32 protein-coding genes, 5 tRNA genes and 1 other RNA gene are annotated in these 26,995 nt (G+C 60.0%); 26 read left to right on the top strand and 12 right to left on the bottom strand.

Translation table 11 applies throughout. The annotated features are described in order from the left end of the window. The first annotated feature begins 3 nt into the window (after positions 1-3). Positions 4-627 carry a TetR/AcrR family transcriptional regulator gene (locus tag WG939_RS06055; RefSeq protein WP_339983675.1) on the top strand — a complete coding sequence of 208 codons (624 nt, stop codon included), beginning with the start codon at positions 4-6 and terminating at the stop codon, positions 625-627. Here WG939_RS06055 and yidC read toward each other — a convergent pair. Continuing rightward, positions 615-1,727, bottom strand: a complete 1,113-nt coding sequence (gene yidC, locus WG939_RS06050; protein WP_339983673.1) for a membrane protein insertase YidC — start codon at positions 1,725-1,727, stop codon at positions 615-617. The genes WG939_RS06055 and yidC overlap by 13 nt on opposite strands. 80 nt (positions 1,728-1,807) lie before the next feature. Here yidC and WG939_RS06045 point away from each other — a divergent pair, with 80 nt between their 5' ends. Continuing rightward, positions 1,808-2,617, top strand: coding sequence for a class E sortase (locus WG939_RS06045; RefSeq protein ID WP_339983672.1), 810 nt, complete (start codon positions 1,808-1,810; stop codon positions 2,615-2,617). A gap of 3 nt (positions 2,618-2,620) precedes the next feature. Continuing rightward, positions 2,621-2,773, top strand: coding sequence for a hypothetical protein (locus WG939_RS06040; protein WP_339983670.1), 153 nt, complete (start codon positions 2,621-2,623; stop codon positions 2,771-2,773). On the opposite strand, the gene WG939_RS06035 is transcribed toward WG939_RS06040, so the two are convergent. Then, positions 2,770-3,324 carry a DUF2020 domain-containing protein gene (locus tag WG939_RS06035; protein ID WP_339983668.1) on the bottom strand — a complete coding sequence of 185 codons (555 nt, stop codon included), beginning with the start codon at positions 3,322-3,324 and terminating at the stop codon, positions 2,770-2,772. The genes WG939_RS06040 and WG939_RS06035 overlap by 4 nt on opposite strands. Positions 3,325-3,350: 26 nt before the next feature. Here WG939_RS06035 and WG939_RS06030 point away from each other — a divergent pair, with 26 nt between their 5' ends. Next, entirely contained in the window at positions 3,351-4,535 is a 1,185-nt protein-coding gene (locus tag WG939_RS06030; protein ID WP_339983666.1) for a sensor histidine kinase, read from the top strand. Further along, the gene (locus tag WG939_RS06025; protein ID WP_339983664.1) at positions 4,532-5,170 is read left to right on the top strand and encodes a response regulator transcription factor; all 639 of its coding nucleotides are present in this window, start codon (positions 4,532-4,534) and stop codon (positions 5,168-5,170) included. Before WG939_RS06030 ends, WG939_RS06025 begins: the two co-directional genes overlap by 4 nt. Here the strand turns inward: WG939_RS06025 and WG939_RS06020 are convergent. Then, positions 5,167-5,487 (bottom strand): histone-like nucleoid-structuring protein Lsr2, encoded by a 321-nt coding sequence (locus WG939_RS06020; protein WP_339983662.1) that lies wholly within the window; start codon positions 5,485-5,487, stop codon positions 5,167-5,169. The genes WG939_RS06025 and WG939_RS06020 overlap by 4 nt on opposite strands. Before the next feature lie 162 nt (positions 5,488-5,649). On the opposite strand from WG939_RS06020, the gene WG939_RS06015 reads away from it, so the two are divergent. The 4 genes from WG939_RS06015 to WG939_RS06000 all read left to right on the top strand — a co-directional run bounded on the left by WG939_RS06015 (position 5,650) and on the right by WG939_RS06000 (position 10,854). After that, positions 5,650-7,356, top strand: a complete 1,707-nt coding sequence (locus WG939_RS06015; RefSeq protein WP_339983660.1) for an alkaline phosphatase D family protein — start codon at positions 5,650-5,652, stop codon at positions 7,354-7,356. Positions 7,357-7,437: 81 nt separating this feature from the next. Next, positions 7,438-9,237, top strand: coding sequence for a pyruvate kinase (locus WG939_RS06010; RefSeq protein WP_339983769.1), 1,800 nt, complete (start codon positions 7,438-7,440; stop codon positions 9,235-9,237). Continuing rightward, the gene (locus tag WG939_RS06005; protein ID WP_339983658.1) at positions 9,237-9,947 is read left to right on the top strand and encodes a glycerophosphodiester phosphodiesterase family protein; all 711 of its coding nucleotides are present in this window, start codon (positions 9,237-9,239) and stop codon (positions 9,945-9,947) included. The genes WG939_RS06010 and WG939_RS06005 overlap by 1 nt, the downstream gene beginning before the upstream one ends. A gap of 4 nt (positions 9,948-9,951) precedes the next feature. Then, on the top strand, positions 9,952-10,854 hold the full coding sequence (locus WG939_RS06000) for a DUF5926 family protein (RefSeq protein WP_339983657.1): 903 nt from the start codon (positions 9,952-9,954) through the stop codon (positions 10,852-10,854). 43 nt (positions 10,855-10,897) lie between these two features. Here WG939_RS06000 and aqpZ read toward each other — a convergent pair whose 3' ends face one another. Beyond that, a complete protein-coding gene (gene aqpZ, locus WG939_RS05995; protein WP_339983656.1) occupies positions 10,898-11,641 on the bottom strand; it encodes an aquaporin Z in 744 nt (247 codons plus the stop codon). 178 nt (positions 11,642-11,819) lie between these two features. On the opposite strand from aqpZ, the gene WG939_RS05990 reads away from it, so the two are divergent. Continuing rightward, a tRNA-Ser gene (locus tag WG939_RS05990) sits at positions 11,820-11,905 on the top strand. Between the two features lie 46 nt (positions 11,906-11,951). Further along, positions 11,952-12,027, top strand: a tRNA-Arg gene (locus WG939_RS05985). Positions 12,028-12,067: 40 nt separating this feature from the next. Here the strand turns inward: WG939_RS05985 and WG939_RS05980 are convergent. Beyond that, positions 12,068-13,153, bottom strand: a complete 1,086-nt coding sequence (locus WG939_RS05980; protein ID WP_339983655.1) for an HNH endonuclease signature motif containing protein — start codon at positions 13,151-13,153, stop codon at positions 12,068-12,070. A gap of 157 nt (positions 13,154-13,310) precedes the next feature. Between WG939_RS05980 and WG939_RS05975 the strand changes: the two genes are divergently transcribed. Further along, positions 13,311-13,383 (top strand) — tRNA-Arg (locus WG939_RS05975). A gap of 41 nt (positions 13,384-13,424) precedes the next feature. Here the strand turns inward: WG939_RS05975 and WG939_RS05970 are convergent. Continuing rightward, positions 13,425-14,414 carry a prephenate dehydrogenase gene (locus WG939_RS05970; RefSeq protein ID WP_339983654.1) on the bottom strand — a complete coding sequence of 330 codons (990 nt, stop codon included), beginning with the start codon at positions 14,412-14,414 and terminating at the stop codon, positions 13,425-13,427. 27 nt (positions 14,415-14,441) lie between these two features. Here WG939_RS05970 and WG939_RS05965 point away from each other — a divergent pair, with 27 nt between their 5' ends. The 5 genes from WG939_RS05965 to WG939_RS05945 all read left to right on the top strand — a co-directional run bounded on the left by WG939_RS05965 (position 14,442) and on the right by WG939_RS05945 (position 18,215). Next, positions 14,442-14,906, top strand: a complete 465-nt coding sequence (locus WG939_RS05965) for a tRNA adenosine deaminase-associated protein (RefSeq protein WP_339983653.1) — start codon at positions 14,442-14,444, stop codon at positions 14,904-14,906. Between the two features lie 23 nt (positions 14,907-14,929). Beyond that, positions 14,930-15,361 carry a nucleoside deaminase gene (locus WG939_RS05960; RefSeq protein WP_339983767.1) on the top strand — a complete coding sequence of 144 codons (432 nt, stop codon included), beginning with the start codon at positions 14,930-14,932 and terminating at the stop codon, positions 15,359-15,361. 41 nt (positions 15,362-15,402) lie between these two features. Next, positions 15,403-15,579 (top strand): CsbD family protein, encoded by a 177-nt coding sequence (locus WG939_RS05955; RefSeq protein WP_339983652.1) that lies wholly within the window; start codon positions 15,403-15,405, stop codon positions 15,577-15,579. A gap of 42 nt (positions 15,580-15,621) precedes the next feature. Beyond that, a tRNA-Ser gene (locus WG939_RS05950) sits at positions 15,622-15,712 on the top strand. A gap of 49 nt (positions 15,713-15,761) precedes the next feature. Next, complete coding sequence (locus tag WG939_RS05945; RefSeq protein WP_339983651.1) at positions 15,762-18,215, top strand: MMPL family transporter; 2,454 nt, start codon at positions 15,762-15,764, stop codon at positions 18,213-18,215. Here the strand turns inward: WG939_RS05945 and WG939_RS05940 are convergent. Then, positions 18,212-18,781 (bottom strand): DNA-3-methyladenine glycosylase, encoded by a 570-nt coding sequence (locus WG939_RS05940; protein ID WP_339983649.1) that lies wholly within the window; start codon positions 18,779-18,781, stop codon positions 18,212-18,214. The two genes, WG939_RS05945 and WG939_RS05940, sit on opposite strands and share 4 nt — an antisense overlap. Between WG939_RS05940 and tgt the strand changes: the two genes are divergently transcribed. Next, positions 18,780-20,012: a tRNA guanosine(34) transglycosylase Tgt gene (gene tgt, locus WG939_RS05935; RefSeq protein WP_339983647.1), complete on the top strand. Its 1,233-nt coding sequence runs from the start codon at positions 18,780-18,782 to the stop codon at positions 20,010-20,012. The two genes, WG939_RS05940 and tgt, sit on opposite strands and share 2 nt — an antisense overlap. Beyond that, on the top strand, positions 20,009-20,461 hold the full coding sequence (locus tag WG939_RS05930; protein ID WP_339983645.1) for a hypothetical protein: 453 nt from the start codon (positions 20,009-20,011) through the stop codon (positions 20,459-20,461). Before tgt ends, WG939_RS05930 begins: the two co-directional genes overlap by 4 nt. Here WG939_RS05930 and WG939_RS05925 read toward each other — a convergent pair. Genes WG939_RS05925 through WG939_RS05915 form a run of 3 tightly spaced genes read right to left on the bottom strand, consistent with a single transcriptional unit; the run spans position 20,424 to position 21,509 of the window. Beyond that, positions 20,424-20,975 (bottom strand): TetR/AcrR family transcriptional regulator, encoded by a 552-nt coding sequence (locus WG939_RS05925; protein WP_339983643.1) that lies wholly within the window; start codon positions 20,973-20,975, stop codon positions 20,424-20,426. The two genes, WG939_RS05930 and WG939_RS05925, sit on opposite strands and share 38 nt — an antisense overlap. Positions 20,976-20,978: 3 nt before the next feature. Beyond that, complete coding sequence (locus tag WG939_RS05920) at positions 20,979-21,233, bottom strand: CBU_0592 family membrane protein (RefSeq protein WP_339983641.1); 255 nt, start codon at positions 21,231-21,233, stop codon at positions 20,979-20,981. A 15-nt stretch (positions 21,234-21,248) separates the two neighbouring features. Continuing rightward, positions 21,249-21,509: a CBU_0592 family membrane protein gene (locus WG939_RS05915; RefSeq protein ID WP_339983639.1), complete on the bottom strand. Its 261-nt coding sequence runs from the start codon at positions 21,507-21,509 to the stop codon at positions 21,249-21,251. A gap of 288 nt (positions 21,510-21,797) precedes the next feature. Between WG939_RS05915 and WG939_RS05910 the strand changes: the two genes are divergently transcribed. Genes WG939_RS05910 through WG939_RS05890 form a run of 5 tightly spaced genes read left to right on the top strand, consistent with a single transcriptional unit; the run spans position 21,798 to position 25,606 of the window. Beyond that, positions 21,798-22,280: a hypothetical protein gene (locus WG939_RS05910; RefSeq protein ID WP_339983637.1), complete on the top strand. Its 483-nt coding sequence runs from the start codon at positions 21,798-21,800 to the stop codon at positions 22,278-22,280. 9 nt (positions 22,281-22,289) lie between these two features. Beyond that, on the top strand, positions 22,290-23,783 hold the full coding sequence (locus WG939_RS05905) for a molybdopterin-dependent oxidoreductase (RefSeq protein WP_339983635.1): 1,494 nt from the start codon (positions 22,290-22,292) through the stop codon (positions 23,781-23,783). A gap of 9 nt (positions 23,784-23,792) precedes the next feature. Further along, positions 23,793-24,464 (top strand): hypothetical protein, encoded by a 672-nt coding sequence (locus WG939_RS05900; protein ID WP_339983633.1) that lies wholly within the window; start codon positions 23,793-23,795, stop codon positions 24,462-24,464. Positions 24,465-24,521: 57 nt separating this feature from the next. Next, positions 24,522-25,097, top strand: a complete 576-nt coding sequence (locus tag WG939_RS05895) for a hypothetical protein (RefSeq protein ID WP_339983631.1) — start codon at positions 24,522-24,524, stop codon at positions 25,095-25,097. 8 nt (positions 25,098-25,105) lie between these two features. After that, positions 25,106-25,606 carry a hypothetical protein gene (locus WG939_RS05890; RefSeq protein ID WP_339983629.1) on the top strand — a complete coding sequence of 167 codons (501 nt, stop codon included), beginning with the start codon at positions 25,106-25,108 and terminating at the stop codon, positions 25,604-25,606. On the opposite strand, the gene WG939_RS05885 is transcribed toward WG939_RS05890, so the two are convergent. Continuing rightward, complete coding sequence (locus WG939_RS05885) at positions 25,597-26,070, bottom strand: GNAT family N-acetyltransferase (protein WP_339983627.1); 474 nt, start codon at positions 26,068-26,070, stop codon at positions 25,597-25,599. The genes WG939_RS05890 and WG939_RS05885 overlap by 10 nt on opposite strands. Positions 26,071-26,112: 42 nt before the next feature. Between WG939_RS05885 and WG939_RS05880 the strand changes: the two genes are divergently transcribed. Continuing rightward, on the top strand, positions 26,113-26,604 hold the full coding sequence (locus WG939_RS05880) for a hypothetical protein (protein ID WP_339983625.1): 492 nt from the start codon (positions 26,113-26,115) through the stop codon (positions 26,602-26,604). 2 nt (positions 26,605-26,606) lie between these two features. On the opposite strand, the gene WG939_RS05875 is transcribed toward WG939_RS05880, so the two are convergent. After that, positions 26,607-26,692: transfer RNA gene (locus WG939_RS05875), tRNA-Ser, on the bottom strand. Positions 26,693-26,813: 121 nt separating this feature from the next. Between WG939_RS05875 and ffs the strand changes: the two genes are divergently transcribed. After that, positions 26,814-26,912, top strand: an RNA gene (ffs, locus tag WG939_RS05870) — signal recognition particle sRNA small type. The last annotated feature ends 83 nt before the right edge of the window (positions 26,913-26,995 follow it).

Genomic DNA, 26,995 nt, shown 5'->3' with positions numbered 1-26,995 from the left:
GATGTGGCCGAGGTGAAGGCGAAGGGCAGTGGCCGTCGAAAAGGGCGTCCTAGCCCCCGCGAGCGTTTGCTGGCGAGCGCAACCAACCTGTTCACCACAGAAGGCATTCGAGTAATCGGCATCGACCGCATTTTGCGCGAGGCGGACGTGGCGAAGGCGTCGCTGTACTCGCTGTTCGGGTCCAAGGACGCGCTCGTGGTTGCCTACGTCGAGCAGACCGACCAGAAATGGCGGGCCGATTGGGCAGCGCGCACCAAGGACATGACCCAGCCGAAAGACAAGATCCTCGCGTTTTTTGATCAGTGTATCGAGGAGGAGCCTGCCAAGAATTTCCGCGGCTCCCATTTCCTTAACGCCGCCACCGAGTATCCGCGTGCTGAGACCGACCAGGAAAAGAAGATCGTGGCCGCTGCGATGGAGCATCGTCGCTGGTGTCACGCCACGCTCACCGAGCTGCTCACCGAGCTCAATGGCTTCCCGGGCGACTCCCTCGCTGACCAGATCCTCGTTTTCCTCGAAGGTGGCCTCGCCGGCAGCACCCTCACCCAGAGCATCGCGCCCCTTGAGGTCGCCCGCACGCTTGCCGACGGCCTCATCTCCGCACCCCCAGCGGACTACTCGATCTGACCCTGCTTCTTCGCTTCTCGACGCGCTTTAGTCGCTTCCCTGCGTAGGCGCGCATTATCCTTTTTGACCCGCTTAGCTTCCTGCTGCTCCGCGGTGGCTTCCGCCTTCATGTCCTTGATCATCTGGCTGTTTTCAGACCATTTCTGTGGCTGGAACAGGGACTTCAAGCGCAGCTTCTTAATCTGCCAGCCGAGCGCACGGTGATCCTTCTTCCGCAGCTTGTAGGCCGCTTTGGCAGCGTCACGGCGAGCTTTGAATTCCTCGGTGAGTGGCATTTTCCTTTCCAGCAGCCAAGTGAGCAGGGTGAACTGCACGAGAGACCACAGGTTGCCACCGAACCAGTACAGCATGATGGCCAGCGGAAGCGGGGCCGTGAACGCCGAGAGCAACAACATGATCGGGACGAACACGACGAAGGTGGCCAACATCCTGTTGAGAACACGCGCCACCGCCGAGTCCCATTGCATCGTGCGGTAGGAACGCCAGGTGGAAAACGCCATGTTGATTGCAGTGAAGGCACAGGCTGCCAGCACTAGTGCGGAATTGACACCCACGACGAGGTCACTGGTAGTGCCCAGCTGCGCCAAGCGTTCGTCGCTCATCGCGATGTAAGCGGGAAGTGGGACGTCCAGGAAACGGACCTGAAGGAATTCAGCGACATCCTGCGGGGAAAGGAAACCAATTGCCTTGTGCTCAGTGTCCAGGCCTTCCGAGGGACGAGCCATACGCAGCAGCACTTGGTAGAGACCAATGAACATCGGCAATTGGATGAAGATCGGGAAACAGCCAGCCGCCGGGTTGTATTTGTGCTCTTGGTGGATCTTCTTTCGTTCCTCTTGGAGCCACTTGAAGGCGTCTGCGTCGGTGCGGGCCTCGTATTGCTCTTGAATAGCGCCGAGCTTGGGTTGCAGGAGCTGGCCCTTTCGCCCGGATACCATCTGGATCCACACCGTCGGCAAAATGATGAGGCGAACGGTGACTACAAGGCCAACAATGGAGAGCAGCCAAGCGGTCCCCGGGTCCACGCCAAACACAGAAGCCAGCAGGAAATGCCAAAACTTCATGATCGCGGATACCGGGTAAATCATGAATTCAACCATGTGGGTGCTTTCATCCAATCGCTCGCGCAGTGGGAACTAATCGAAACAACTCTAGTCCACCACTGGGTAGTATTACCTTCATGAGTGCTGCTAGACACGCGAAACCCGCGCGATCCCCACGCAAGGTGACCTTCACCCAAGTTATCGGTGAACTGTTCATCACCATCAGTGTGTTGTTGTTCGCGTTCGCCTTCTACGAGTCCTTTTGGACCAACGTCGAAGCAGGTAAGCAGCAAGATCAAGCCTCCCACGCCCTCGACGACAAGTGGAGCAAAAAGGTCAACCCGCGCCAGAAACTCACTCCGGAACTCGGCGAAGCCTTCGCCCGCATGTACATCCCGGCGTTCGGCTCCGACTTCAACTTCGCCATCGTCGAAGGAACCACGGACGCCGACCTGCTCAAGGGCCCGGGCCGCTATTCAGATAGCCAAATGCCCGGCGAGCCCGGCAACTTTGCGGTGGCCGGCCACCGAGTTGGCAAGGGTGCGCCGTTCAACGATCTTGGCAACCTTGAGGTGTGCGATGCTGTGATCGTCGAAACGCGCAGTAGCTGGGACATTTACCGCATCCTGCCGATCGAGGTGCAAGGTGCGCAGCGTCAAGAAGCGGCGGCGAAGTGCTTTAGCCAGAAACAGGTTAGCGAGCTTGTCGACGGCCAATACGCCGGCATCGAGGGGAGGCACATCACTCTCCCCGGTGACTACAGTGTTGTGCACCCGCTGCCAGGCCTGGATATCGCTGAGCCGACCCCGGACATGGAGGGGCTGATGACGATGACGACGTGCCACCCGCAGTTCTCAAACGCCGAGCGCATGATTGTCCATGCGATGAAGGTGCGATCCGAACCGAAGAACGGCAACCAGCGACCAATCGAATTTGAGGAGAACTAACCGATGTATTCCCTGCTTTGGCGCATGCTGCCCGGCCCGGCTTTTGTGAAGGCACTCATCTGCCTTGCCCTCCTGGTAGGGGTGTTCTTTCTGCTCATGGAGGTTGTCTTCCCGTACATCTCCACGCTCATGCCCTACCAGGAAGTGGCGGTCTAAAGGCCGAGATTCTTGATGGTCTCCTTGGCTACCAATTCGGCCTTGAGGGACTGATCCTGGTTGGTGAACACCGTCACCGCAATGTTGTTCTTGTACACGGAGTACAGGGAGCGCCCCGGCGTGCCCTGACGGCCACCCATCCAGCCCTCGGGATCATCGGCAGGATCGGTCGAGTCAATCGGCGCTGCCCAGTTCACCACCTGCTCGGCTTCGGCTTCCGAGCCCATGGTGCGCACGATAACCGTCAGCTGTGGTTCCTCTGTGTAAGACCAGAAAACGCAGGCCGGATGATCAAAACGAGGATCGATACCGGATCCCAGGACGCGCTGGCCGTTCGTGTCGGCAACCCACTGCGTGTCCAGGTAAGGACACGGCACTAGGTCATTTCGGCCGGCCGGGATTTCTGGCAGGGCGTCGAAAGGCAAGCCTTGGTCGCCCGCAGCAAAGGTGGTGGGAGCGGAGGCGTTTGTCGACGGCTCGGTCGGCGTGCTGCCTGTGGTGCAGGCGGTGAGGGTGAGGGCGAGCACTGCGATGGGAAGTAGGGATCTCATAGTCTCCAGCCTAAAGTAGGACGGTGATGGACACTGAATTGATTCCCGAAGGTGGCATGCCGGGGGCGGAAACTCTCCGCCGAAGCGTTGACATTTTGTTCGCTTTTTTGCTGATCTTTGTCGGCGGATCTGCACTCGCTGAGCCGGGCCCTAAGTTTCTCACCTTGGGCCTGTTGTTTGGTTTCGCCGCGGTGTACTACTGGGGCACGTTCTATTTGGAAAATGTGCCAACCTGGCCGGTATTTCTGTGGCTTTTGATACTTACTGTGGCGTGGGTTGTCTTATTGCCGATTCAACCCCTCGCTGTTTATTTGGTATTCCCGCTTTTCTTTCTCTATCTCAACGCATTTCCCGATTATCGAGGAATCACCGCCGTTATTGGCGCCACAATCATTGCCATTTTCGGTAATTACCCGGAATTTTCGCCGGGAAGTGTGGTGGGTCCCGTCCTGGCCGCGCTGGTGACCATCGCCATCTTCTTCGCTTTTCGACGCCTCTGGATCGCCCACCTCGAGCGCGAACGCCTCTTCCGCGAGCTGCTGCACACTCGAAACCAGCTGGCCGAATCCGAGCGTGAGGCAGGCATGGTGGCCGAGCGTCAACGCATCGCTCACGAAATTCACGACACCATCGCCCAAGGCCTGTCCACCATTCAAATGCTGCTGCGCGTTGCCACCACTGAGGTGGAGAAAGACCAGCGCGATGGGGCCGTCAAGCACATTAACTTGGCCCTGACCATCGCCGCCGACAACCTCAGCGAAGCCCGCGCCATGATCGGCGCGCTCCAGCCAGCCACCCTTGAAGAAGCTTCCCTGGAACGAGCGCTCCAGCGCATCGCCGATTCCAGCTCGGTGCCGGAAGTGGACGTCACGCTGGAAGGAACGCCGCGTCCGTTGCCGATGCGCGTGGAAGCCACGTTGCTGCGTATTGCGCAGGGGGCGCTGGGGAACGTCGAGAAGCATTCCGGCGCGCGGCGGGCGAAGATGACGTTGACGTTCGAGCCCGACGAGGTGCGCCTCGACGTCGTTGATCACGGTGCTGGCTTTGACCCCGCGGTGGTTGCGGAGCGGCCGGCCGGGCTCGGGCACATCGGATTGTCCGCGATGCACTCCCGCGCCGCCGAGGTAGGAGGCGAACTCACCGTCGAATCCACGCCGGGCATGGGTACTGCCGTGAGCGCATCGATCCCAACTGTAGACTCAGACGCATGATTCGCATCCTGCTTGCCGACGACCATGAAATCGTCAGACTTGGCCTGCGCGCCGTCCTGGAAGCAGAACCGGACATCAGCATTGTCGGGGAGGCCTCCACGGCGGAAGAAGCTGTTTCCGCTGCCCGCGCAGGGGGAATTGACCTGATCCTGATGGACCTGCGGTTTGGTGCGGGCGAGGCTGGTCGGAAGGTGGCCACCGGCGCTGACGCCACGGCTGAAATCAGGCGGACAGTGGAGAACCCGCCACACGTGCTCATGGTGACGAACTACGACACCGACGCTGACATTCTCGGCGCGATCGAAGCAGGCGCCGTTGGTTACCTGCTCAAGGATGCGCCACCGAAGGAACTCATCGCCGCGGTGCGTTCCGCTGCCTGCGGAGATACCGCAATGTCAGCCGTGGTGGCAGATCGACTCATGACACGCGAAGAGGCCCCGCAGGTCGCCCTCACCCCACGTGAACTGCAGGTTTTGACCCTGGTGGCCGAAGGTCATTCGAACCGCGTCATCGGTTTCAATTTGGAGCTGTCCGAGGCAACGGTGAAATCCCACCTTGTCCACATTTACGATAAACTCGGCGTTCGCTCCCGCACCTCCGCCGTCGCATCGGCGCGAGAGCTCGGCTACCTCTAGTGGGCAGCTAGGTACTTTTCGATAATTTCGTTAGACAGCTTGCCACGCGCTGCTACCTCAATGCCCTGGGACTGGGCCCATTCACGAATGAGCTTTGGATCCGGGGTATTGGCGGCTTTCTTCGCCGGAGTATTATCCTTTCGCGCTGCCTCCACAAAAGGCTGGATTGCCTTTTCGAATTTCGCAGCATTTTGTGCGGAAAGATCAATGATGTAATTAGTTCCGTTTACGGAAAACTTAATCACATTCACTTCAGTTGCGGTTAGTGGTGAATTATCGAGATCGTCAAAAAACTGGATTACTTCGCGACGTGCCATTGAAAACTCCTATTCCTATTTACGGCTGATAATAAACTCATTTCGAGTTAAATACAAGAAACAAATTGGAAACATTCACGCGGAAAAACAACGCGTTAACTCGTCGTGAAATCTCGCTGTTCAAGTGGCGAAAGCTAAAGGCCGGCCCCAATATCGTCAGATATGGGGCTCTTTTCAGCAATCAGCCGACGCAATTTCCTGCGTGGCGCTGCCGGTGTTGGTGCCGTCACCATGCTTCCCGGGTCCCTCAACGCCGCGAATGCGGGAAACTTTTCCGACCTGATCGAACGCGATCTCGCCGACCGCCATGAGCCCGGCAAACTGAATGATGCAGAGTTCCGCCCCTTTATGCATGGAGTCGCATCCGGGGATCCGCTTCCTACGAGCGTCGTGCTGTGGACGCGAGTGACCCCCAATCCGGAGGCCGTTCCCGGTTCTGGAAAAGGACCAGATGTGGCCCTGCGCTGGGAGATGGCGCTGGAGATCGACTTCACGCGCGTGGTAGCCAGCGGGGACGTGCTTGCCACCGCAGTTCATGATCACACGGTGCACGTCGAGCCGTGGGGGCTGAATCCAGACACCGAATACTATTACCGCTTCCGCATTGTTGGTGGTGAGTTCGACGGGACCACCACCCCGGTGGGGCGCACGAAGACGGCGCCCGCCCCGCAAACAACCCCGAAGCAGCTCAATTTCGCTGTGTGTTCCTGCGCGAATTTCGAATCGGGCTATTTCGCGGCCTATTCGGATATCGCTGTCAAAGCCGCTGCTGGCGACATCGACGTGGTGGTGCACCTGGGCGATTACATTTACGAGTACGCCTCCGGGGTGTACGCGGGCAAGCACGGCGTTGTGCGCAGCCACGAACCGACCTGGGAGATCGTCTCCCTGGCCGATTATCGAACCCGCTATGGTCGCTACCGCCGCGACTATGCGCTGCAAGCGGCCCACGCAGCAGCGCCGTGGGTGGTGATGTGGGACGACCACGAAATTGCCAACAATGCGTGGGAGCATGGCGCGCCGGGGCATACGGGCTGGCACGGCGATTGGCAGCAGCGGCGGTCGTCGGCAATGCAGGCGTACATGGAGTGGTTGCCGGTGCGTGGGATGGCGCCGTCGCAGGGCGGACATATTTATCGCTCGCTGAGGTTTGGCACGCTTGCCGAGCTGACGATGCTCGATCTACGCAGTTACCGCGACCAGCCGGAGATTTTGAACCTCAAGCGTGCTGCCGATTCGGATCGCACGATCATGGGGGCTGAGCAATTCGCATGGCTGCAAGGCAAACTGGAGCGGCCAGAAACGCGCTGGAATATTGTGGGCACCTCGGTCATGATCTCGCCGGTCAGCTTGGTGGGGATGGAATCGGCCGTGGGAGATGTGGTGCGGCGCATGATCGGCGATGAGACGCAGGCAGTGCCGTACAACCTCGACCAGTGGGATGGCTACATGGCGGACCGGGCCCGGCTGCTGGAGGTGCTGGCGCAGCGCAGCCACGCTCATCCGGAAGTGGGCACCGTGTTCCTCGCCGGCGACATCCACTCGGAATGGGCAACTACCGTTCGGCACGACGATCAGGTTGTCGCGGCAGAGCTGGTGTGCAGCTCCGTGTCTGCGCCGAACGTCGATGACGCGCTCGGTCTGCCGACGGACAACCCCGTCACTCAGCGCGCCGAACGCCATCTTCGCGACGCAAACCCGCACGTCAGCCACGTCGATCTCGATGCGCACGGCTATGGCCTCGTCGCGATCACGCAGGTCGGGGTCAGCATGACGTTCCAGCGCGTCGCCGACGTGGAGGTCGCGGGCTCGCCGATCAGTCCCGTCGCCACCGCGCTTTTCGACGGCCACAGCCTCAGCATGCGCTAGGCGGCCGCGCTCGCGCTGCCAAACCGGGTAAAAGCGGGCACAATACACATTGGTTATTAACTTTTAACGATGGGGCACATGATGAAACAGCTGGTACCTGAGATTGATTCGCTGCTGAAGGGGATCGCGGATTTTGCGTGGTCCCGCAAGGACGACATTGATCGGGTGGCGGAAACTCACCGCGCCGGCGCTCTCAACTTGGTGCACTACAAGCACCTGCGTTCCCAGGATCTGCGTCGCCTCCAGGCACACCTGACCGATCTCGGTGTTACTCGCATGTCCACCATCGAGACCGGTGTGAAGGCGAAGCTGGAGGCCGCCCGAAACGTGGTTGGTCTGCTGGAAGGCTCCGGCGCCCCATACGACTTTGGTGACATTGCCCGCAGCTTCGCGGAGGCTGACGAGATCCTCGAGGCCCACACCGAAGCCCTGCTCGGCTGCACGGACGAAAACACCCCGTCCCGCATCATGGTGACTCTGCCAAGCGAAGCTGCCGATGACTACGAGATGGTCAAGTCCTTCGTCGACTCCGGCATGGACGTCGCCCGCATCAACTGCGCCCACGACGATCAGGACGTGTGGCTGCGCATGATCGACAATGTGCACCGCGCGGCCGCTGAGGCTGGGCGCGAGGTACGCGTCAACATGGACCTGGCTGGCCCGAAAATCCGCACTGGCGAAATCGCGCCGGGACCTGCCGTTGGCCGTGCCCGCGTGACCCGCGATGACGCAGGCCAGGTGCTCACCAAGTCGAAGCTGTGGCTGTCCGCTGATGGCCGCCCGGCTCCTGAGTTCGAGGGGCGCCCTGCTCTGCCAGTGACCGTCAACCAGCAATGGTTGGAAGGCCTGCAGGAAAACAGCATCATCACGCTGCACGATACGCGCGGTTCCAAGCGGGAATTCGTGGTCGTCGAAAAGCATGATGGCGCCGTTCTCGCCGAGGGCGACCGCAACGCCTACATCGCCGAGGGCACGCTCCTCGAGTGCGACTACGAGCGCGCCCGTGCGCACGGCATTCCGCAGGTTGTGCAGGCGCTGCGCCTTTTCGAGGGCGACCGCCTGATCCTCACCAGCGACGACATCATCTGCGAACCAGCACCCGTCTCCCGCATCTCCTGCTCCCTCCCTGAGGCCATCACTGCCCTCGAGGTCGGCCACAACGTGCTTTTCGACGACGGAGCCATCGCCGCTGTCGTGGTGGAAAAGAGCGGCAACGACGCCGTTCTGGAAGTCACCCGCGCCAAGGAAGGTGGCGTGAAACTCGCAGCTCACAAGGGCATCAACCTGCCGGACACCTACCTGCCGCTGGCATCGCTCACCCCAGAAGATGAAATCAACCTCGAGTTCGTGGCCCGCCACGCCGACATCGCAGCGATCTCCTTCATCCGCTCCGTCGACGACGTCCGCCACGTCCTCAGCGTCATGGACCGCATCGCTCTTGAGGTACCACGTGTTCGTGACCTCGGCCTCGTGCTCAAGATCGAAACCGTCCCGGCCTTCGAAAACATCTCCGACATCCTCCTCGAAGGCATGCGCCACCCGAACTTCGGCATCATGATCGCCCGCGGCGACCTCGCCGTCGAGCTCGGCTTCGACCGCATGACCGAAGTCCCAGGCCAAATCCTCATGGTCGCCGAATCAGCGCACATCCCAGTCATCGTGGGCACCCAAATCCTGGAAAACATGGCAAAGAACGGCCTGCCATCACGCGCCGAAATGACCGACGCAGCTTTCGCGCTCCGCGCCGAGGCAGTCATGCTCAACAAGGGCCCACACATCACCGACGCCATCGAAATCCTCAACACCCTATCCCGCCGCCTCGGGCGCAGCCAGCGCAAAAACCGCATGCTGCTCCGCCACATCCATTCCTGGGACAACTAATGCAAATCATCGCCCACCGCGGAGACTCCGGCGCACACCCAGAGCTCACCCACATCGCATTCAAATCAGCCCTCGAGCTCGGCGCACCCGCCGTTGAATGCGACGTCCGGCTCACCAAGGACGGCAAACTCGTCTGCGTCCACGACTCCAACATCGAGCGCGTCTCCAACGGCACCGGCCGCGTAGAAAACATGAATTATGCAGATTTACGCGCCTACAACTTCGGCACTCCGGAGGAGCCCCAGGAACCACTGCTCTTCGAAGATCTCGTCGCCTTGCTGCAGGAATACCCCGACCGGCACCTCTACATCGAAGCCAAGCACCCCAGTCGCTACGGCAAAATGGTCGAGGAACAGATCGTACGCAAACTGAATTATGCACAGTGCCTGGACGATCCGCGCATGCACTTTATTAGCTTTTCGCCGCTGGCAATCCGCACTATGCAAATGATCGCGCCCCAGCTGGACCGCATCGTGCTCCGCGAGGACAAGCCGTCCTTGTCGTGGAAGGCTGCCCTGCGTTGGTGCCAGCCACACGGGCTGGGAATGTCGATTGAGGCGGCCAAGGCGAACCCAGCCGAGCTGGACCAGTGGGAGCGCACCTACCTGTGGACGGTGGATGAGCCTTCCGACATGCTGTGGGCCCGCGAACACGGCGTAGACATGCTCGCGACCAATTACCCTGCGCTTGCGCTCCGCACGGTATCTTAGGGGCATGGCTAAAAAGAAGAAGAAAGATGAGCAGCTGCCTGAGGGCATGAGCCGTCGTCAAGCAAAGCTTGCTGCCCGCGCCGCCGAGCGCGCCGCACTCGAACGCGACCCACGCCCATACGCAGGTTTCGCAATGGAGGCCGACCTCGTTGCGTTGCAGGAGTTCGTCCCTTCCGCCTTCGCGAAGCTCCCCGTAACCTTCGACCGTGACGTCTACGTCGCGACCGTCCTCCCAGGAGCCGCCGGCGCCATGGTCCAGGATGACGGCACCGCCTACGTCGCCCTCCAAACCCAATCGCACACCCACAACCCGGGCCGCGACCTCGCGTTTGCCCTCGCATGGGTCCGCGACGCCAAGCCAGGCGACACCCTCGCCTCCACCGCCGCCGACGGCACGCAGCCACCGCTCACCGAGCTTCTCGACGCCTCCGGCGCCCTCGACGTGGAGGCCCGTGAGGACTTCAACTGGTGGCTTCCATCCGACGCAGCACTTGACCCAGCTGCTGCGCAGTCCCTCAAGGCTGCCAACGACACCATCATGCCTTCCTACCAGGTCACTGGATCTTTCGACGGTGTGGCATGGTGGATCGACCCAGGCGAGAAGGCCCACATCCGCTGGGTGCGTACCGACGACGAAGAGAAGCTCATGCGCGCCCTCGCCCGCATCGCAGCTGTTGGGGCGCTCGACCTTGGTGAAGGCACCAAGTTTGCCGGAGTGTTCCGTACCCACGGCATCGCAGTTCCAGTGTGGGACCTTCCAGTCGATGTTTCTTACGAAACCTACGGCCCATTGCTGGAAAAGCTGGACAAGAAGATCGCTGCCTCCATCGAAGCCGACGAGGACCTGTCAGCAGATGCTCGACGCGCACTGGAGAACATCAAGTCTCGCCAGGTGACCATCCGCTAGATGTGCAAAAAATAAAGGCCCCCTCGGGGGCCTTTATTCATGTTTAGCGCTCGAGCAGCACGTCAGACTCGTCTGGGAAAAGTGACTTATACGTGATGCCGGCGATCGCAGCGCCAATCAGTGGCGCTACGAAGAACGCCCACACCTGCATAAGAGGCTCGGAACCTGCATAAAGCGCAACGCCGAGGGAGCGAGCTGGGTTCACGGAGGTGTTGGAGATTGGGATCGACACCAGGTGGATCAGCGTCAGCGCCAGGCCGATGGCAATCGGTGCGAAGCCCTGTGGAGCGCGCTTGTCCGTAGAACCTAGGATGACGAAAAGGAAGATCGCGGTAAGCACGATTTCTGCGATGAGAACAGCCAGCAAGGAGTAACCGTTAGGGGAGAGATCTCCGTAGCCGTTGGTCGCGAAGCCGGACTTCACGGCGTCGAAGCCTTCCTTGCCGGAAGCAATGACGTACAGAACGCCACCAGCTACCGCGCCGGCGACAATCTGAGTAATCCAGTATGGCAGGACGTTCTTAGCGTCAATGCGACCGGCGAGGAATGCGCCCAGCGTGACGGCAGGGTTAAAGTGTCCGCCGGAGATGTGGCCGACGGCGTAGGCCATGGTCAGTACGGTCAGGCCGAAGGCGAGGGAGACGCCGACGAATCCGATGCCCATGTTGACGGCTTTGTCGTCGGTAAGGACTTGGGCTGCGAAAACTGCGGATCCGCAGCCTCCGAAAACGAGAACAAAAGTGCCGAGGAACTCGGCAAACAGGCGGGCGGACATTTTTGAATGCATCTTTTCTCCGATGTTGAATGGTCAATGATTCCGGATTCACACCCTACTGAAGTTTGGGCGCCGACCAACGGTGAGTAGAGGATTTGTCACAGCATCGTTATGTGCTGAGTGTGAGTTTTGGAACTTCCCGTCTGGGCCTGTAAGATTGCCTAAGGTTTTCGCTTCGGCGATAACTGCTGGAGATGTGCCAGAGTGGCCGAATGGGGCTCCCTGCTAAGGAGTTGTCCCTTCTGGGGACCGCAGGTTCAAATCCTGTCATCTCCGCTCACCTGGTTTCGGCCAGGGGTTTCACCGGGCCTGGTGAAATTTTGCGCCCGTAGCTCAACGGATAGAGCATCTGACTACGGATCAGAAGGTTGGGGGTTCGAATCCCTCCGGGCGCACCAAATCCCCGTGTTGACAATGTTCAACACGGGTTTGTGCTTTTTACCTGGGTGAATACAGTTTGATGAATGTGCCCGTTTTCGGGTTGAACCACCCGATGGTGCCGTCGCGGGCGAGGATCACCCCTCGGCCGGTGGGGCGGGTGGGATCGTCGTCGTTAATGCCGTTGTGGTACTTGCATAGGGGCACTAGGTTCGCGATGTTCGTCGGCCCGCCGCGCGCCCACGGGATCATGTGGTGGGATTGGCAGTGTTCGGCGCCTTTTTGGCATCCGGGCCACATACAGGTGGTCGATTTCGCGTGCAGGAGCAGGCGTTGCTTGTCGCTGGCTAGGCGCGACGTGCGATATAGGTCGACGGGCCCTTCGACGCGGTCGACGAGCGCAGCCATCCCTTCAGCTTCGAACGCGGCCTCCAGGAATTCGCGCCCGCTCATCGACGTCCCATCGGACATTTGGACCACGAGGTCGTCGCCCTCGCCACGCTGAATTTGCGCGAGCTCAGGGAGGGGGACAACTGCATAAATCACTCGGCGGGTTTCAACGCGGGTGGCGTCGTCGACACCGGTGATTAGATCGACGACAGCCTCTGCGAGCTGTTCCTTCGTGTAGTTCGAGCCGCCGAGCTTGCGGGCGCGGGCAGTGGCGATGGCTTGGGCCTCGGCCATGCGATGCTGATCAAGGGTGACCGAGAGTCGTGAAACGCGCCCGTGGCGCGAGAACCGGGCGCCGGGCTTGGGGCCAAGTTTCCTGCCGTGCTCTTCCTCGAGGGCAGAAATGTGGGCGGCTCCCTCGCGGCGGATGCCGGCGAGGCTCGGCAATCCGCATAACAACTCGCGCAGCTCCCAGGCGGCCTTGTGGCCGCCGAGTGTTTTCGCTTTGGATGCGAAGCCTTCGATGGCGTGGAGATCGTGAAGCGTGAGCTCCGCGGCGGCCTTGCGACACCGCGCCCGGTAACGCGAGTACGCGTTGGCGGGGTTGAAGTACACGCTGGATAGGGTGGCAATTCGGCGAGCGGTGAGGTGGGATAGGCCTCGTTTGACCAGGGTAGGCGCGTCGAGCCCGGCGGCCTCGGCGAGGAGGTCCATGGCGCGGGCTTCGGCGCTGGCGAGCTGGTCGATGCGTGACATGCTTCAAAGAATGGTGGCAATCTGAATTATGCACAATGCGCGGAGGTGCGAACGGGTGAATTTCTGTGGATAACTCGACTTATCCACAGGGGGTTTGACCAGCGAGTTTGTTATTTGTTTACCGTTGTGTGTAGAGTAACTCTTCGTTGCACAGCAAGCGCCCGTAGCTCAACGGATAGAGCATCTGACTACGGATCAGAAGGTTGGGGGTTCGAATCCCTCCGGGCGCACAATATGAAAGCCCCAGCTTAGCTGGGGCTTTTTGCTATTTCTAGAAGACGTCGATGCGGGCGCCGAGGTTTTCGGCTTGTTCGAGCTGGGAGATCCAGTTGTCGGCGCCTGGGTGGAGGCGGAGGACTGGTCGTCCGGAGATGCCTGATACGCCGGAGCGGGCTTCGAAGCGGATGCGGGAGCGGTAGCCGGCGTCGATGAACATGCTGAGGTCGTTTTCGGGGGATTCGAGGTGTGCGCGGGCGTCGCCGAGGAGTTCCAGGGCTTCGTCGAGGGCGGTGAGTAGCGCTGCGCGGTTGTTTTCGCACATGGCTTGGACGAGGGATGGGGTGGTGCCTGCGACGCGGGTGGAGTCTCGGAAGGAGCCTGCTGCTAGCGATAGTGCGAGCGCGCCACCGTTGTCGCCGGTGATGGCGAGCGCTTCGGCGAAGAGGTGCGGCAGGTGGGAGATGCGGGCGACGGCTTCGTCGTGCTGGTTGACGCGGGTTGGGATGACTTCGGCGCCGACCATGAGCGCCATGCGGACCACGTCGATCCAGAGGGATACCCAGGTGTCGGAGGGGTTGTCGTAGGCGTGGTCAAAGGTCACGACCCACGCAGCACCGTTGAAGAGGCCGGTGAGGGAGGCGTTCCAACCAGAGTCGGCGGTGCCGGCCATGGGGTGTCCGCCGACGTAGCGGTCCTGGAGGCCACGGTAGCACACGAGGGAGTACACCTCGGCTTTGACGGAGACGACGTCGGTGAAGCCGCAGGAAGGGGCGTGCTCGGCGATGGCGTCGAGAAGCGAAGGCAGGGCCGGCATTGGGGTGGCGAGGACGATGAGTGCGTCGTCGTTTTCGGCGCGGGCGAGGACGGACTGGAGCGAGGTGCTGACGTCGAAGCCCTCAGCGGCGGCAGCGGAGGCGCCGGAAGGGCTGCGGTTGAAGCCGTAGACCTGGACGCCTTGGGCGGCGAGATCGCGGAGCAGGGAACCTCCGATGAGGCCGAGTCCGAGGATGCATACTGGGCGGGAAATCTTCGCGGTAGTCACCACCCAAGTGTGGCACAATTACGAGCTATGAGCACCCATGAAGAGCTGAGCTTTGCGGTCACAGTGACCTCGCTGAATGGAAAGTGGAAGGTCGCCGAGTTCGATGACCACTTCGAGGACATCAGCACCGCCGTCACCGCCGTGCGTTCCTTGCGCGCCGAAGGCCCAGCATTTGCGATGCTGTGCGTGGAAGACGACTACTTCATTCTGGTGCGACCCACCCCTGGTCGGGTGAAATTGCTGGTGTCCGACGCGACGGCCGCCACCGAGGACGATTTCGCGGCCTCCGCCCTGGAGCTGATCAACGCCGAATTCCCCGACGCGGACGATGACTCCTACGCCGAGGGCGACTTCGACCTCCTGGAAGACCTGGGACTCTCCGAACAAGTCCTGTCCGTGATCGCCGACGATGACGAAGCCTGGGCCTCCGAGCAGCTCCAGCAGATCGCCGACGAGCTCGGCTTCGGCGACGAACTCGCAGACCTCATCTAGTGTTTCCCGAATTCGAAGCGATGATGCGCCGGGCGGTGGACGTCGCTAAGCAAACGCCCGCAACGGACGTCCCCGTCGGTGCCGTGCTTTTCGACGCCAACGGCCGCGAACTCGCCTCAGCCACGAACCGCCGGGAAGCAGACCTTGACCCCACGGCGCACGCGGAAGTCCTCGCGATCCGGGAGGCCGTGAAAAAGCATGGGGACGGGTGGCGACTGACCGGATGCACCCTGGCCGTCACCTTGGAGCCCTGCGCCATGTGTGCCGGGGCGATCCTCGGAGCCCGCGTTGGCCGAGTGATTTTCGGTGCCTGGGAGCCAAAAACCGGAGCGTGTGGCTCTCACATTGACGTACTGCGCGCCCCCGGTGAGCTGCACCGGATCGAAGTTCGAGGCGGAGTGCTGGAAGAAGAGTGCGCTGAGCTCCTCAATGATTTTTTCCGCCAGCATCGGTAGGCTCGGGGGCGAATCAATGCACCCCTGAGGAGGAACCTTAAATGTCCGATATCAAGAACACATTTGACGAAGTAGCCGGTAAAGCAAAGGAAGCTGCGGGCGAAGCCACGGGAAACGAGTCCCTTGCCAACGAGGGGCGCGCGGATCAAACCAAGGCTCAGGCCAAGGACGCGGTGACCGACGCGAAGAACAAGATTCTCGGATCTGTCCAGGAATAGGCGATTTGGTTTCTGTTTGCGCAGGGCGCTAATCTTGTTCGCGGTGGCGTGTCCGAGCGGCCGAAGGTGAACGCCTCGAAAGCGTTTGTTGGGTAACCCCCAACCGCGGGTTCAAATCCCGCCGCCACCGCCAAAAGTGCCCCGGATTCGTCCGGGGCATTACCTTTTTATAGGAGAACCTAGTGGCGAAGTTCCTCTTCCATGTAGGAAAATGGTCCTACCAGCACAAATGGGCAGTCATTGCTGTGTGGATGGTCTTGCTGATCACCATCGGTGCGTCCTCGATGACGCTGCAAAAGGGATTTAACGACAAGTTCGCTATCCCCGGCACCCCGTCCCAAGACGCGGCCGAGCTACTGATGGCGAACTTCCCCGACCAGAAAAATCCCCTGGATGCCGCGGGAGTGAACATCGTCTTCGCTGCGCCCGAAGGACACAGGCTCTCCGAACCCCAGTACACCAAGGCGGTCGATGATGTCATTGCCCACCTGGAGCAGGGCATCCCGGACATGGACAACACCATGCGCTTCGGCAACCCGGTGACCCTCAACCCGAAGCTCCAGCAGAGCATCATTGAGCAGGAAACCTCGCAAGGCCTGCCCGAAGAGACCGCCCGCGCGGACGCCGCAAACCTCACTCTGCTTTCCGACGACGGCCGCATCGGCTTCACCACTTTCGGCATCGCGGTTCCTTCGCCAACAGACGTCACTGAAGAGCACCGCGCCACCATCCGCGAGGCCCTCGAGATTGGCCGAAAGCAAGGCCTGATCGTGGAAGGCGGTGGCGCCGCATTCGGCGATCCATTGGTGATCAAGACGACTTCTGAAATGATCGGTTTGGGCGTCGCATTCATCGTCCTGATATTCACTTTTGGTTCCGTGATTGCTGCCGGTTTGCCACTGATCACGGCAGTGGTGGGCATCGGCCTGGGATCGCTTTCCATCGTCCTGGCCACGCGTTTTGTCACCTTGAACAACACCACGCCGGTGCTGGCGGTGATGCTCGGCCTGGCGGTGGGCATCGACTATGCATTATTCATTTTGGCGCGCTACCGATCTGAGTATCGGAAGGCGCCGCGAGATGATGCCGCGGGCATTGCCGTCGGTACGGCAGGTTCGGCGGTGGTATTCGCTGGCCTGACGGTGATCATCGCGCTGATCGCGCTGTCCATCGTCCGCATCCCATTCCTGACGTACATGGGCCTGTCTGCAGCTTTCACCGTGTTCATCGCTGTGATGGTCGCGCTGACCTTGGTCCCGGCGATGCTGGGCGTGATGGGCAAGTTCGCCTTTGGCGCGAAGATCCCATTCTTGGCGGGCAATCCGCGCAAGCCTGGCGAGGAGCCTCGCCGTGGCACTCGCCGTTCCAAGGGCCACGCCTGGGTCACCTTCGTCCACCGCGTCCCAGCCCTGGTGCTGGCTGTGGTGGTGCTTGGCCTCGGAGCTCTGACGATCCCTGCCCTCAAACTCGAGTTGGCCCTGCCAAACGATTCGACGTCTTCGCTGTCCACCACGCAGCGAAAGTCCGCCGACCTGCTTACTGAAGGTTTCGGTGACGGCCACAACTCCCTCATGCTTGGCGTGGTGGATGCGAGCAACGTGGATCCGAAAGCGCCAGCACTGCAGCCTTTGATCAAGGCACAACGGGACATGAACCCGGAGGGCTTCGATGAGAAGAAGGCCGCGACCGCCGCGGCATTCTCCTACGTTGTCGAGCGATTCGGCACCAACGCGGACATTAAGCACGTGCAGATGGTGGGCGTTTCGCCGTCGGGAAGCGCGGCGCAGCTGATGATCACGCCGTACGCCGGCCCGAACGACCCGATGACCACCAAGCTGCTGCATTCGCTGCGCGCGTCGCAGGCGGAGGCTGAGGCCGCGACGGGCATCAAGATCGGCATCACGGGCCTCACACCGATTCAGCGCGACGTGACGCAAAAACTTTCCGACGCCATGCCGATCTACCTCGCGGTGGTCGTGGGACTTGCGATCATCCTGCTGCTGATGGTGTTCCGTTCCATCATGGTGCCACTGGTGGCGGGCCTTGGCTTCCTGCTGTCGGTGGGCGCTGCCTTCGGCGTCACTGTCCTGTTCTGGCAGGAAGGCCTGTGGGGCCTCGTCGAGACGCCTGGTCCGCTGATTTCCTTCATGCCGATCTTCCTCATCGGCGTCACCTTCGGCCTGGCCATGGACTATCAGGTGTTCCTGGTTTCCCGCATGCGTGAGCACTACTCGCATCACGCAGGGTTGCCGTCGCCGGGTTCGCGCTACAGCGCTGTGGATGAGTCCGTCATCGAGGGGTACACCCTGGGCTCCCGCGTGGTGACCTCCGCGGCCCTCATCATGATCGCCGTGTTCGTAGCCTTCATCGACCAGCCACTGCCGTTCATCAAGATCTTCGGTTTCGCGCTCGGCGTGGGCGTGCTTTTCGACGCCTTCTTCGTCCGCATGGCCCTTGTCCCTGCGTCGATGTTCCTTCTTGGCCGCGCCACCTGGTGGATGCCTCGCTGGCTGGACAAGATCCTGCCGCGCCTGGATATCGAGGGCGCCGAGCTGGAGAAGGAATGGGAAGCACGTCGCATGGAGGCCGAGCGTCAGGCGGAGCTCCAGGTGGAGGCGCTGCGCGCGAGGGCCTAAGCCAGGAACCTCGTGAAGGATTTCCGTGCGGAAATAGTCGGCTCGCCGGGAATCCAAAAGCGCAACAATGCGTCCGTATTCTTGGTGATTCCGATACGTGGGCCGACCACGATATCCGGAGTCGATCCGGGCAACTCCAAGGCCACGGGCGTTCCGTTGTCGTCGATCTCTAGCCCCAAAGTTTTACCGAGGTTACCGGGGCCGGAGGCCAACCGATGGTGGGGCACGGGGCCGCGTCGAGAAGCTGCGAGATCCTGGCCCGAGATGACCTCGCCGGCGCGCAGCAACACCCCACCCGAGCCGCCGTCGGGATGGCAGACGATGTTGCCAGCCTTGTGGATACCGTAGGAGTGATACACATACCAGCGGCCGGGCGGTCCAAACATCGCGGCGTTGGCAGGGGTCAGGCCCCGGGCACAGTGAGAGGCAGGGTCATTGACCCCCAAATATGCCTCCACCTCGGTGATACGTACCGCGACCCCACCATGAGTGATCACCGCGCCGAGCAGCTCAGGGGCGACCACGTCTGCGGGCCGGGTGCAGAACTGACCTAAACTTGACCCCATGACAGACACCACCTTCTCGCTCGCAACAACGCTGGACGGCACAAAACACGGCCGCACGGGCACGATTCACACCCCACACGGCGACATTAACACCCCGGCGTTCATCCCCGTAGCGACGAAGGCGACCGTCAAAACGCTCACCCCGGAGCAAATCCGCGACACAGGAGCGCAGGCGATCCTGTCCAACGCCTACCACCTGTACCTACAGCCCGGCCCGGACATCGTGGACGAAGCCGGTGGCGTCTCCGCCTTCGAAAACTGGCACGGCCCGACCTACACCGACTCTGGTGGATTCCAGGTCATGAGCCTGGGTGTGGGCTTCAAGAAGGTGTTGTCCATGGACAGCAACATCGACGCCTCCGAGGTCAAGGCCCGCTCCAAGGACCGCATGGCGCACGTGGACGAGGATGGCGTCGACTTCCGCTCAGTCATCGACGGCTCCAAGCACCGCTTCACCCCAGAAGTATCCATGCAGATCCAGCACCAGCTGGGCGCGGACATCATGTTCGCCTTCGACGAGCTCACCACCCTCGTGGACACCAAGGCCTACCAGGAGGCCTCCGTCGAACGCACCCACCGCTGGGCGAAGCGCTGCATCGACGAGCACAACCGCCTGACGGAGCTCAGGGTAGGCAAGCCACTGCAGTCCCTGTGGGGCGTGGTGCAGGGCGCACAGTACGAAGACCTGCGACGCAAGGCTGCCCGCGGGCTCGTAACCCTATCTGAGGAAGCCGAGAACGAGGGACGCCGGGGCTTTGGCGGATACGGCATCGGTGGCGCACTGGAGAAGGAGAACCTGGGCACCATTGTGGGCTGGGTGAATGATGAACTGCCCGTCGACAAGCCCAAGCACCTGCTCGGCATTTCCGAACCCGACGACATCTTCACCGCAGTCGAGGCCGGCGCCGACACCTTCGACTGCGTCGCGCCCACCCGCCTGGGACGACGCGGAGGCGTGTACACGCTTGACGGCCGCATGACGCTCACCAATGCGCGATTCAAGCGCGACTTCACGCCGATCGACCCCGAGGTCGGTGGTTATGTGTGCGAAAACTACAGCCGCGCGTATATTCATCACCTGCTCAAAGCCAAGGAATACCTGGCTGGCACGCTGTGCACCATGCACAATCTGCATTTTATGATCCAGCTCGTGGATAATATTCGCGCCACCATGGCCAGCGGCGACTACTGGGCCTTCAAAGAAGAATTCATGGGGCGCTATTACCGATGACCGGGCAGGATCTCGTTCGTGAATTCCATGAGAAAGGGGCCGTGACCATCGGCTTCGGCCCGTGGCACTACCTGGGTTTTTCCGCTGCGCTGTACTTCGGAATTGCTTGTCTGATCGGCGCTGCAATGTCCTGGTTTTCTTTTGAAACCGTCTTCATGCTGCTGCTCGGTGTGGGGTTTGGTGCGTGGAGTATCCGTGGCCTACTGAAACCCCTGAACCCGGCGAACAAACTGGTCATCGATGGTTATGGCCTGCATTACCGGGGCGAGACTTTTCCCTGGAACGAGATCACCGGTTTTCGGGCTGTGCACCCCCTGCGCCACAATTGGGGTTTCTATGACCTGGAGGTTTCCGGTCGCAGGTTGGGGACGAGCATGCATAACATCCCAGGCAAGGAGCTCGCCGAGGCGCTTAACTGGCTGCGACAGCGAATGACTCCGGCGGGGTAAGCCTTTCGATCGCGGTGCGGATCCGGTCATCTGCGTATTCGCCAAGACGCATCGAGCGATGCAGGATGACTCCCTCGTAGAACGCATCGAGAATAAAAGTGGTGTCCTCATCGAAGTAGGTGGCCATCACGGCGCGACACCGCTTCGTCCATTCGTCCAGGATAATGCGATGGCGAGGACGTCGGAGAGACAGATTGTAGAGCTCGCTGCCAAGAATGATGCTGGTGCGGTTCGACGCGGTGTCGATCAGCATTTGCGCCGTGGCCTCCCGCGCCGCTTCTAGCGTGTCGACGCCTTCGTAATACTGCGCGAACTCGATGGCCGAGGCCTCAACAAATGACATGAACGCGGCCCCCAGCAGGCCGTCTTTGTCTTGAAAATAGTAGCCTAGGGAGCCCAGCGATACCCCGGCTTTGTCCGCCACAATTCTGAGGCTGGTGCCATCAATGCCGTGCGCCACGATGCACTCCAGTGTTGCTTGGAGGATCGTGGCGCGGGGCGAAGTCTTTTTCACATGTTAAATCTTATCCGGCTTTTTCTGGAAGAAGATCTTCCAGAGGCCGAATGCTGCAACGGCAGCCCAAGCGAACTCAGTGATGAACAGACCAGGATTGAATGGGGCGATGGCCGTGTAGGTGAATCCGACCGCACCCAGCAGGTTGAGCAGCTGGTACAGCGGGGAAGTGGACTTCAAGATTCCGAAGTTCAGGAGTGCGTAGCCGATCACGAAGCAGATGCCTGCGGCGATGCCGATTTCGTATGAGAATTCCATGTCTAGGTGCCTTCCTTATGCAGTTTTCTGAGCAGAGCGACGCTTGAGGAAAATCTTGATGATGCCGTACAGGCCTAGTCCAGACCAGATCAATTCGGTCCAGAACACGCCAGCGTTAAACGGATTGGCAGCGGAAGCGGTGAGGAAACCGGCGCCGATAAAGTTCAGGAACTGGTATGGGTAATCGTCGGTTGTCCACTTACCGAGATTGAGCATCGCGAAGGCGAAGAGCAATGCTACCGAGGCTATGAGCCCAAAAATGACCATCGCAGACATACGAGGTGTGTCCTTTCCAAAGGTGCAAAAACTACGAGTGTGTGGTCGTTTGCCTCTCCGGAAAGCTGGGCCACGCCTTCACTGTATGGCGCAGCGTGGGTGAGCGAAAGACGAGGTTTTGGACAGTCGTATAAAAGGCAAGGCCACGGGTACTTTCAACTTTTTGTACGCCCGTACAACCTTCCTACCTGCGAAAACATGTGGCAGCCTAAGGCTTAACGCGAGGATCTAGTTCTCCGGTGTGACTCTCGCGTGAATAACGCTCACAACGCGAGATGGGAAACTCACATGACAACGCTCGACCCAAAGATTCACGATGTGAATCTTCACATCAAACCCGGAAGGAAACGCGCTCCGTTCTTCCGCTACATCCGCATCAACCTGCCTAAGACCACACGTGTGCTACTCGTCGCGGTGGTGGCAACGATTGGTGGGTGCGCGGGATGGACGTCGACAAGCGCGCGTGACATCTTCTCCGGCAGCGACATTGCGCTGTGGTTGATCGCCGGTCTGGCAGCAGTTTTTGTGGCGCTGGGTGTGACGCGGCTGCGCGTGTGGGATTTCGGTCTTGTGCCCGCGATTGGTGCGCTGATCGTGTACGGGATTGGGCTTGCCTCGGATGCTCCGTACGTGTGGAACGGCGCGAGCGTGTTGCAGGCGGCGGTGTGGAATCTCATGATGCTGTGCGCACTTGCTTACCTGGTGCTGTATTGGGCGCTCGGTTACGGAATGATCGTCGCTTACCCGGACGACCAGGGTTTCGAGGACTAGGAGAAAACAATGCTGACCGAATTTCCTTTATGGCTCCGCATCGAGCACTTCGTCAATATCCTGTTCGTCACCCTGTTTATCCGCAGCGGCATCGAGATTCTGGGTACGTTCCCGAAGCTCCACACGTCGATCCACACGCCAATGGGTGGCCAGTGGGCACAGTTCACGATCAAGCAAAAGCGCAAGGCAAAGTACTTCCCGGTAGCCGGGGAATACGACGACTACAGCCCGCTAATTTCTCTGCCTGGCCACGGTGATTTGGGTCAGGGACGCTACTGGCACCTCATTTCGGTGATGTGCTGGGTGAGCCTCATGGTGGTCTACTGGGCGCTGCTGCTGGTGACCGGCCAATGGCGTCGGTACTGGCCGGAAGATCTGGACACGTTCCGCCAGGCTGGCAGCGATATCCTGCACTACTTAGCCTTCCAGGTGCCTCCAGCGATGGAAGGCTACCCATTCAATGCGGTCCAGCAGCTGTCTTATGGGTTCGTAATTTTGGTCCTGCCGCTCTGGATGATCATCACCGGTATGTTCCAGTCCCCGGCCGTGAACAACCACTTCCCGCGCTTTTCCAAGCTGGTGGGTGGCCGTCAGATGATCCGCACCTACCACTTCTGGGGTTTGCTCGCGTACCTGGTGTTCATCGTGATTCACGTCGGCATGGTTGTCCTGCACGGTTACGGCCACGAAGTGTCCAAGATGGTGTTCGGGCACGCAGATAGGCCGCAGGCAGGCGCCGCGATCTTCTCGCTCGGCCTAGTGCTGATTGTGTTCATCCACATTTGGGCTACGAAGACGTCCCTCGAGAAGCCTCGCACGATTGAGAATCTGCACAACCTCCTGGTGCGCCCGCTCACCCGCGCTTTGCTACGCCTTCCTTCTCGCCAATTCGCCTACACCGACCAAGAAATCACCAAAGCTGAGGACCACCGCGCGTCCGGCATGCCACCAAGCTCCGAGCAGTACATGGCAATGGTGTGCAACGGCTACGAAAAGGACTATGTGCTGGAGATCGGCGGATTTGTCGAGCGCCCCATGCGGCTCACCATGGCGGATCTGCGCGCGCTTGCCGACGGCCATTCGCAAAACACCGTGCACCACTGCGTGCAAGGCTTTTCCTCGGTCGGCAAATGGGACGGTGTCCCGCTGGCGACGCTCTTGAACCTGGTCAAACCGTTGGACGGTGCCTCGGAAGTCGTGGTCCACAGTTTCCAGAACATGACCCGTGACGACGACCTCTACAACGGCGCCTACTACTTCGAATCCATGCCGATGCTCGAGGCTATGCAACCACAATCGCTGATTGCGATTGGCTACGACGGCGACGAAATCCCTATCAAGAACGGCGCCCCGATGCGACTGCGCCTGGAAACCTCAACAGGTTTCCGCTCCGCGAAGTGGCTGGACCGCATTGAAGTGGTCAACCGTTTCGACATCGTTGGCAATGGCAAGGGTGGCTTCTTCGAAGACACCGGTAGCTACGACCGTCTGCAAACCCTTTAGGAGAAGGACATGTCACGCGCACTTTACGAGGACATCTACCTCGATGAAACCCAGATCCAACGGGTTCGCGACTACCTCGGTCACACTGGGTTCGAACTCCCGGGAGCTTCGCTCGACGACCTTGAGATCAACCCTCGTGCTCGCTACCTCGGATACATGTTCCAGCAAGAGGACTTGGAATCCTATGGCGTTGGCCTGAGCTGCACGAAGCCCGGCATGACGCACCTGAACACGTTCATCCGCATGAGCCGTGGTCAGCTTCTCGGCCACGACGACGCCCCCGTTCTACCGGTAAATCAGCCGGTGATTGCCCGCGATGCGCTCACCCTCAATCGATACTACGAACGCGAAGGTGAAAACTTGCGCCACGGGGTGGATACCTACTCCGGCGACGATGGTGCTCCTGGCGCCGACATGGACATGGACATGCTGGAAGGCCAGCTCGCCGACATCATGGCCTTCCACCACGGCGAACCTGTACCAGGCGACCAGGAAATCCTTGACCTGAAAGTTTTTTGGGGCACCTTGCTCGCCGGCCGATACGCACGGCTCTCTCACTTGCAGTCCAAGGGAGTTCTGAGCACCCAGCAGTCAGCTCGGTTTGAAAAGCTCACTTCCTCCATTAACTCCGTGGCGGAAATTCTGCGGGCTCTGGGGCTACCTACCCTCCAGGATCTCTAACAAGCTGGAACAAAACCGAATCACCGGGCATCCTACTGATAACAGAAAGGATGTCCGGTGAACTCTCTCCCCAAACTGCAACGACGCTTCATGGAGCGTGGCGAGGTCCACTTCAAGCTCGGTATGCGCTGGATGCTGTGGCTCCTGGCGTTGTTCCTCGGCGGCGTCCTGTTCTTTCTTCCTGGGATTGGATTTTTGTGGCTTCATGAAAGCCTGGCCCAAGTAATCGTCGGAGGCCTGCTGGCCATTTCTGGAGGCTATGGCCTTGTCTTCCCGTTCTTTGCGATCTTGAATCCGAAGGTTCACCGGAACCACCGCATGCGAGTGTCCCGTGATGGCATTGAAATGGCTGGGGTCCGGATCCCGTGGCATGCAATTGACGAAATCGACATTTTCGCAGAAGGCTACGGCCATGCAAGGACTAATCACACGGTGGTGTTGCTTTCTCAAGCGATCTCGCACGATGGGTCGCAAGACGGGCAGCGCCTTGCAGCGCAGGCAAATCAGGGAGGCAGGATCCTTTTGTTCACTGGTCGCATGAACGTGTGGGCGTTCACCCTCAGAGATTTTCTCAAGTGGGTGAAATTGGAATGCACTCCTAATGCCACTGATCTTTGCTTCGAGTCGATGTAGGAGTCCCCATGACCGATTACTTGACCAAAATCCAGCGCGGCGCACCAGTCACCCTCACTGGTAGGACGCCTAATGTAGGCGGCGCCATGTTGATCACGGTTTCTTCACTCGTGGGAACCGCAGTGGCAGCTTGGATGTTCTACGACCAGTTGCCGGTGATGGCTTGGGCGGCTGTCATCGGTGTGCTCCATCTGCCTTTCGTATGGTTGGGCAGATGGCGCGCTCGTAAGTTTGACGCCATCCACCTGGGGCCTGAGGGGTTGTATACCCGCGGCGTGTTGGCGTCGTGGAGCAGCGTTTCGCATTTTGAAGCTGAACCGACCATTCCCCGCTGCATCGCCTATTTGCACCCTGGCTCTACCGTGAAGTTTGCGTCGACGGACCACGAGTGGCAGCTGCGTTCGGAGGTGACTCGCTTCCATGGAATTCCGCTGGAAACGAAAGACCAAAACCTACGGATGTCCCAGATCGTCGATCTGTGTATGGCAGCAAAGGCTCGTTACCAGTAGCGGGCCAGGACCGGGTGCCCTTCGCGCACGATGCCGGTCGGCTCGAAACCCACATGAAGATACAGGCGGTGCGCCCGCTCATTTGTTGGCGCCACCGAAAGCGAAATTCCAGGCGCACCCAGCTCCTTCGCCAGCTCAGCCGCCATCTCCAGCAGCGCCGTTCCGATCCCTTGCCCCTTGTAACGACCCTCCACCGCGAGAGCTAACTCCGGAATCCCCTCAGTGACGTGACCGTAGCCATGTCGCTCATCAGTGCCCCACACCAGCCAAACTCCACCTGCGGGAATGTGGCCGTCCCAAGCGATGAACCCTCCGTTTTCTGGTTGCCAATCGCGGACGTAGAAATCAAAGTCGCGGTCGAACTCGGGTGAGACGTCCGCGTGCTCTTCGCCGAAAACATCGGTGAGGAAATTCAGGCGAGCGATATACGTGCGGTCAGCTTCGGTGGTGGAGGCAATACGCATAGTGCGAATCTTAGCGGCAGGAATATCGGGCATCATGGGGGTGTGAGGACACTGGAAGATTTGCAGCACCACTACCAAGCGCGCGGCGAGATCACTTTCTCCCCTGGAAAGAAAGCCGCCTTGTACCTGCTTTTCTGTTTCCTATTCGGAATTGCCGTTTTGGGGCGAGTGCTCACGCTCGAAAGTCCTTTGACTAATCCCGGTTCGGTGCTGCTTGCTCTACCTATCGGTATCATGCTGCTTTTCTTTGCGTGGTATGTCAGCCCGAAAAGTAAACTTCATGTAAGCAGCGAAGGGCTTGAGATGGGGGATAAGTACGTGGCGTGGAGTCGCGTCAAAGCGATTGACACGGCTGCTGCGTCTGCCAGGGGAGGGGCGAATGTCGCGATCATCCTCAAAGAAGATCCCCAGCAGCGGATCATCTTTCGCACGAATCTTCTGAATGTCCGCCACTTCACATTGCTGCAGTTCCTCAATTGGGTGCATCGTCAGACACCGAGAAGCCCCGACATAAAATGTCGGGGCTTCTCGTGATGCGGAGGATAAGGGATTTGAACCCTTGAGGGGCGTTAACCCCGCACGCGTTCCAGGCGTGTGACATAGGCCGCTAGTCGAATCCTCCAGCGTGACAAACAACTAGTGCTTGCTACCCGGAAGACTTTACTAAACAACGGTGAAGATAACAAAACAGCAGCTCAGCGGGCGCGGTTTGGCCTTGCAAAGCGGAAGCAGATAAGGTGAACACCAGGATCCCGTGTGGCGATTATCTTGTGAACTCCCCCAGGGCAGGAATGCAGCAAGGGTCAGCGAGCTCTGTCGGGTGCGCGGGGTCCCCTTAAAACTTTGTAGGGGCAACCAGATCGTGGTTGTCCCTTTTTTCGTACCTTGGTAACGGTCTAAAGTTGTAGGCGCATCATCGGACATT

The organism is Corynebacterium sp. H130 (assembly GCF_037572395.1).
GTDB lineage: Bacteria > Actinomycetota > Actinomycetes > Mycobacteriales > Mycobacteriaceae > Corynebacterium.
Note: the sequence above shows the minus strand (reverse complement) of the source record. Positions and strands in the feature narration are given on the sequence as shown.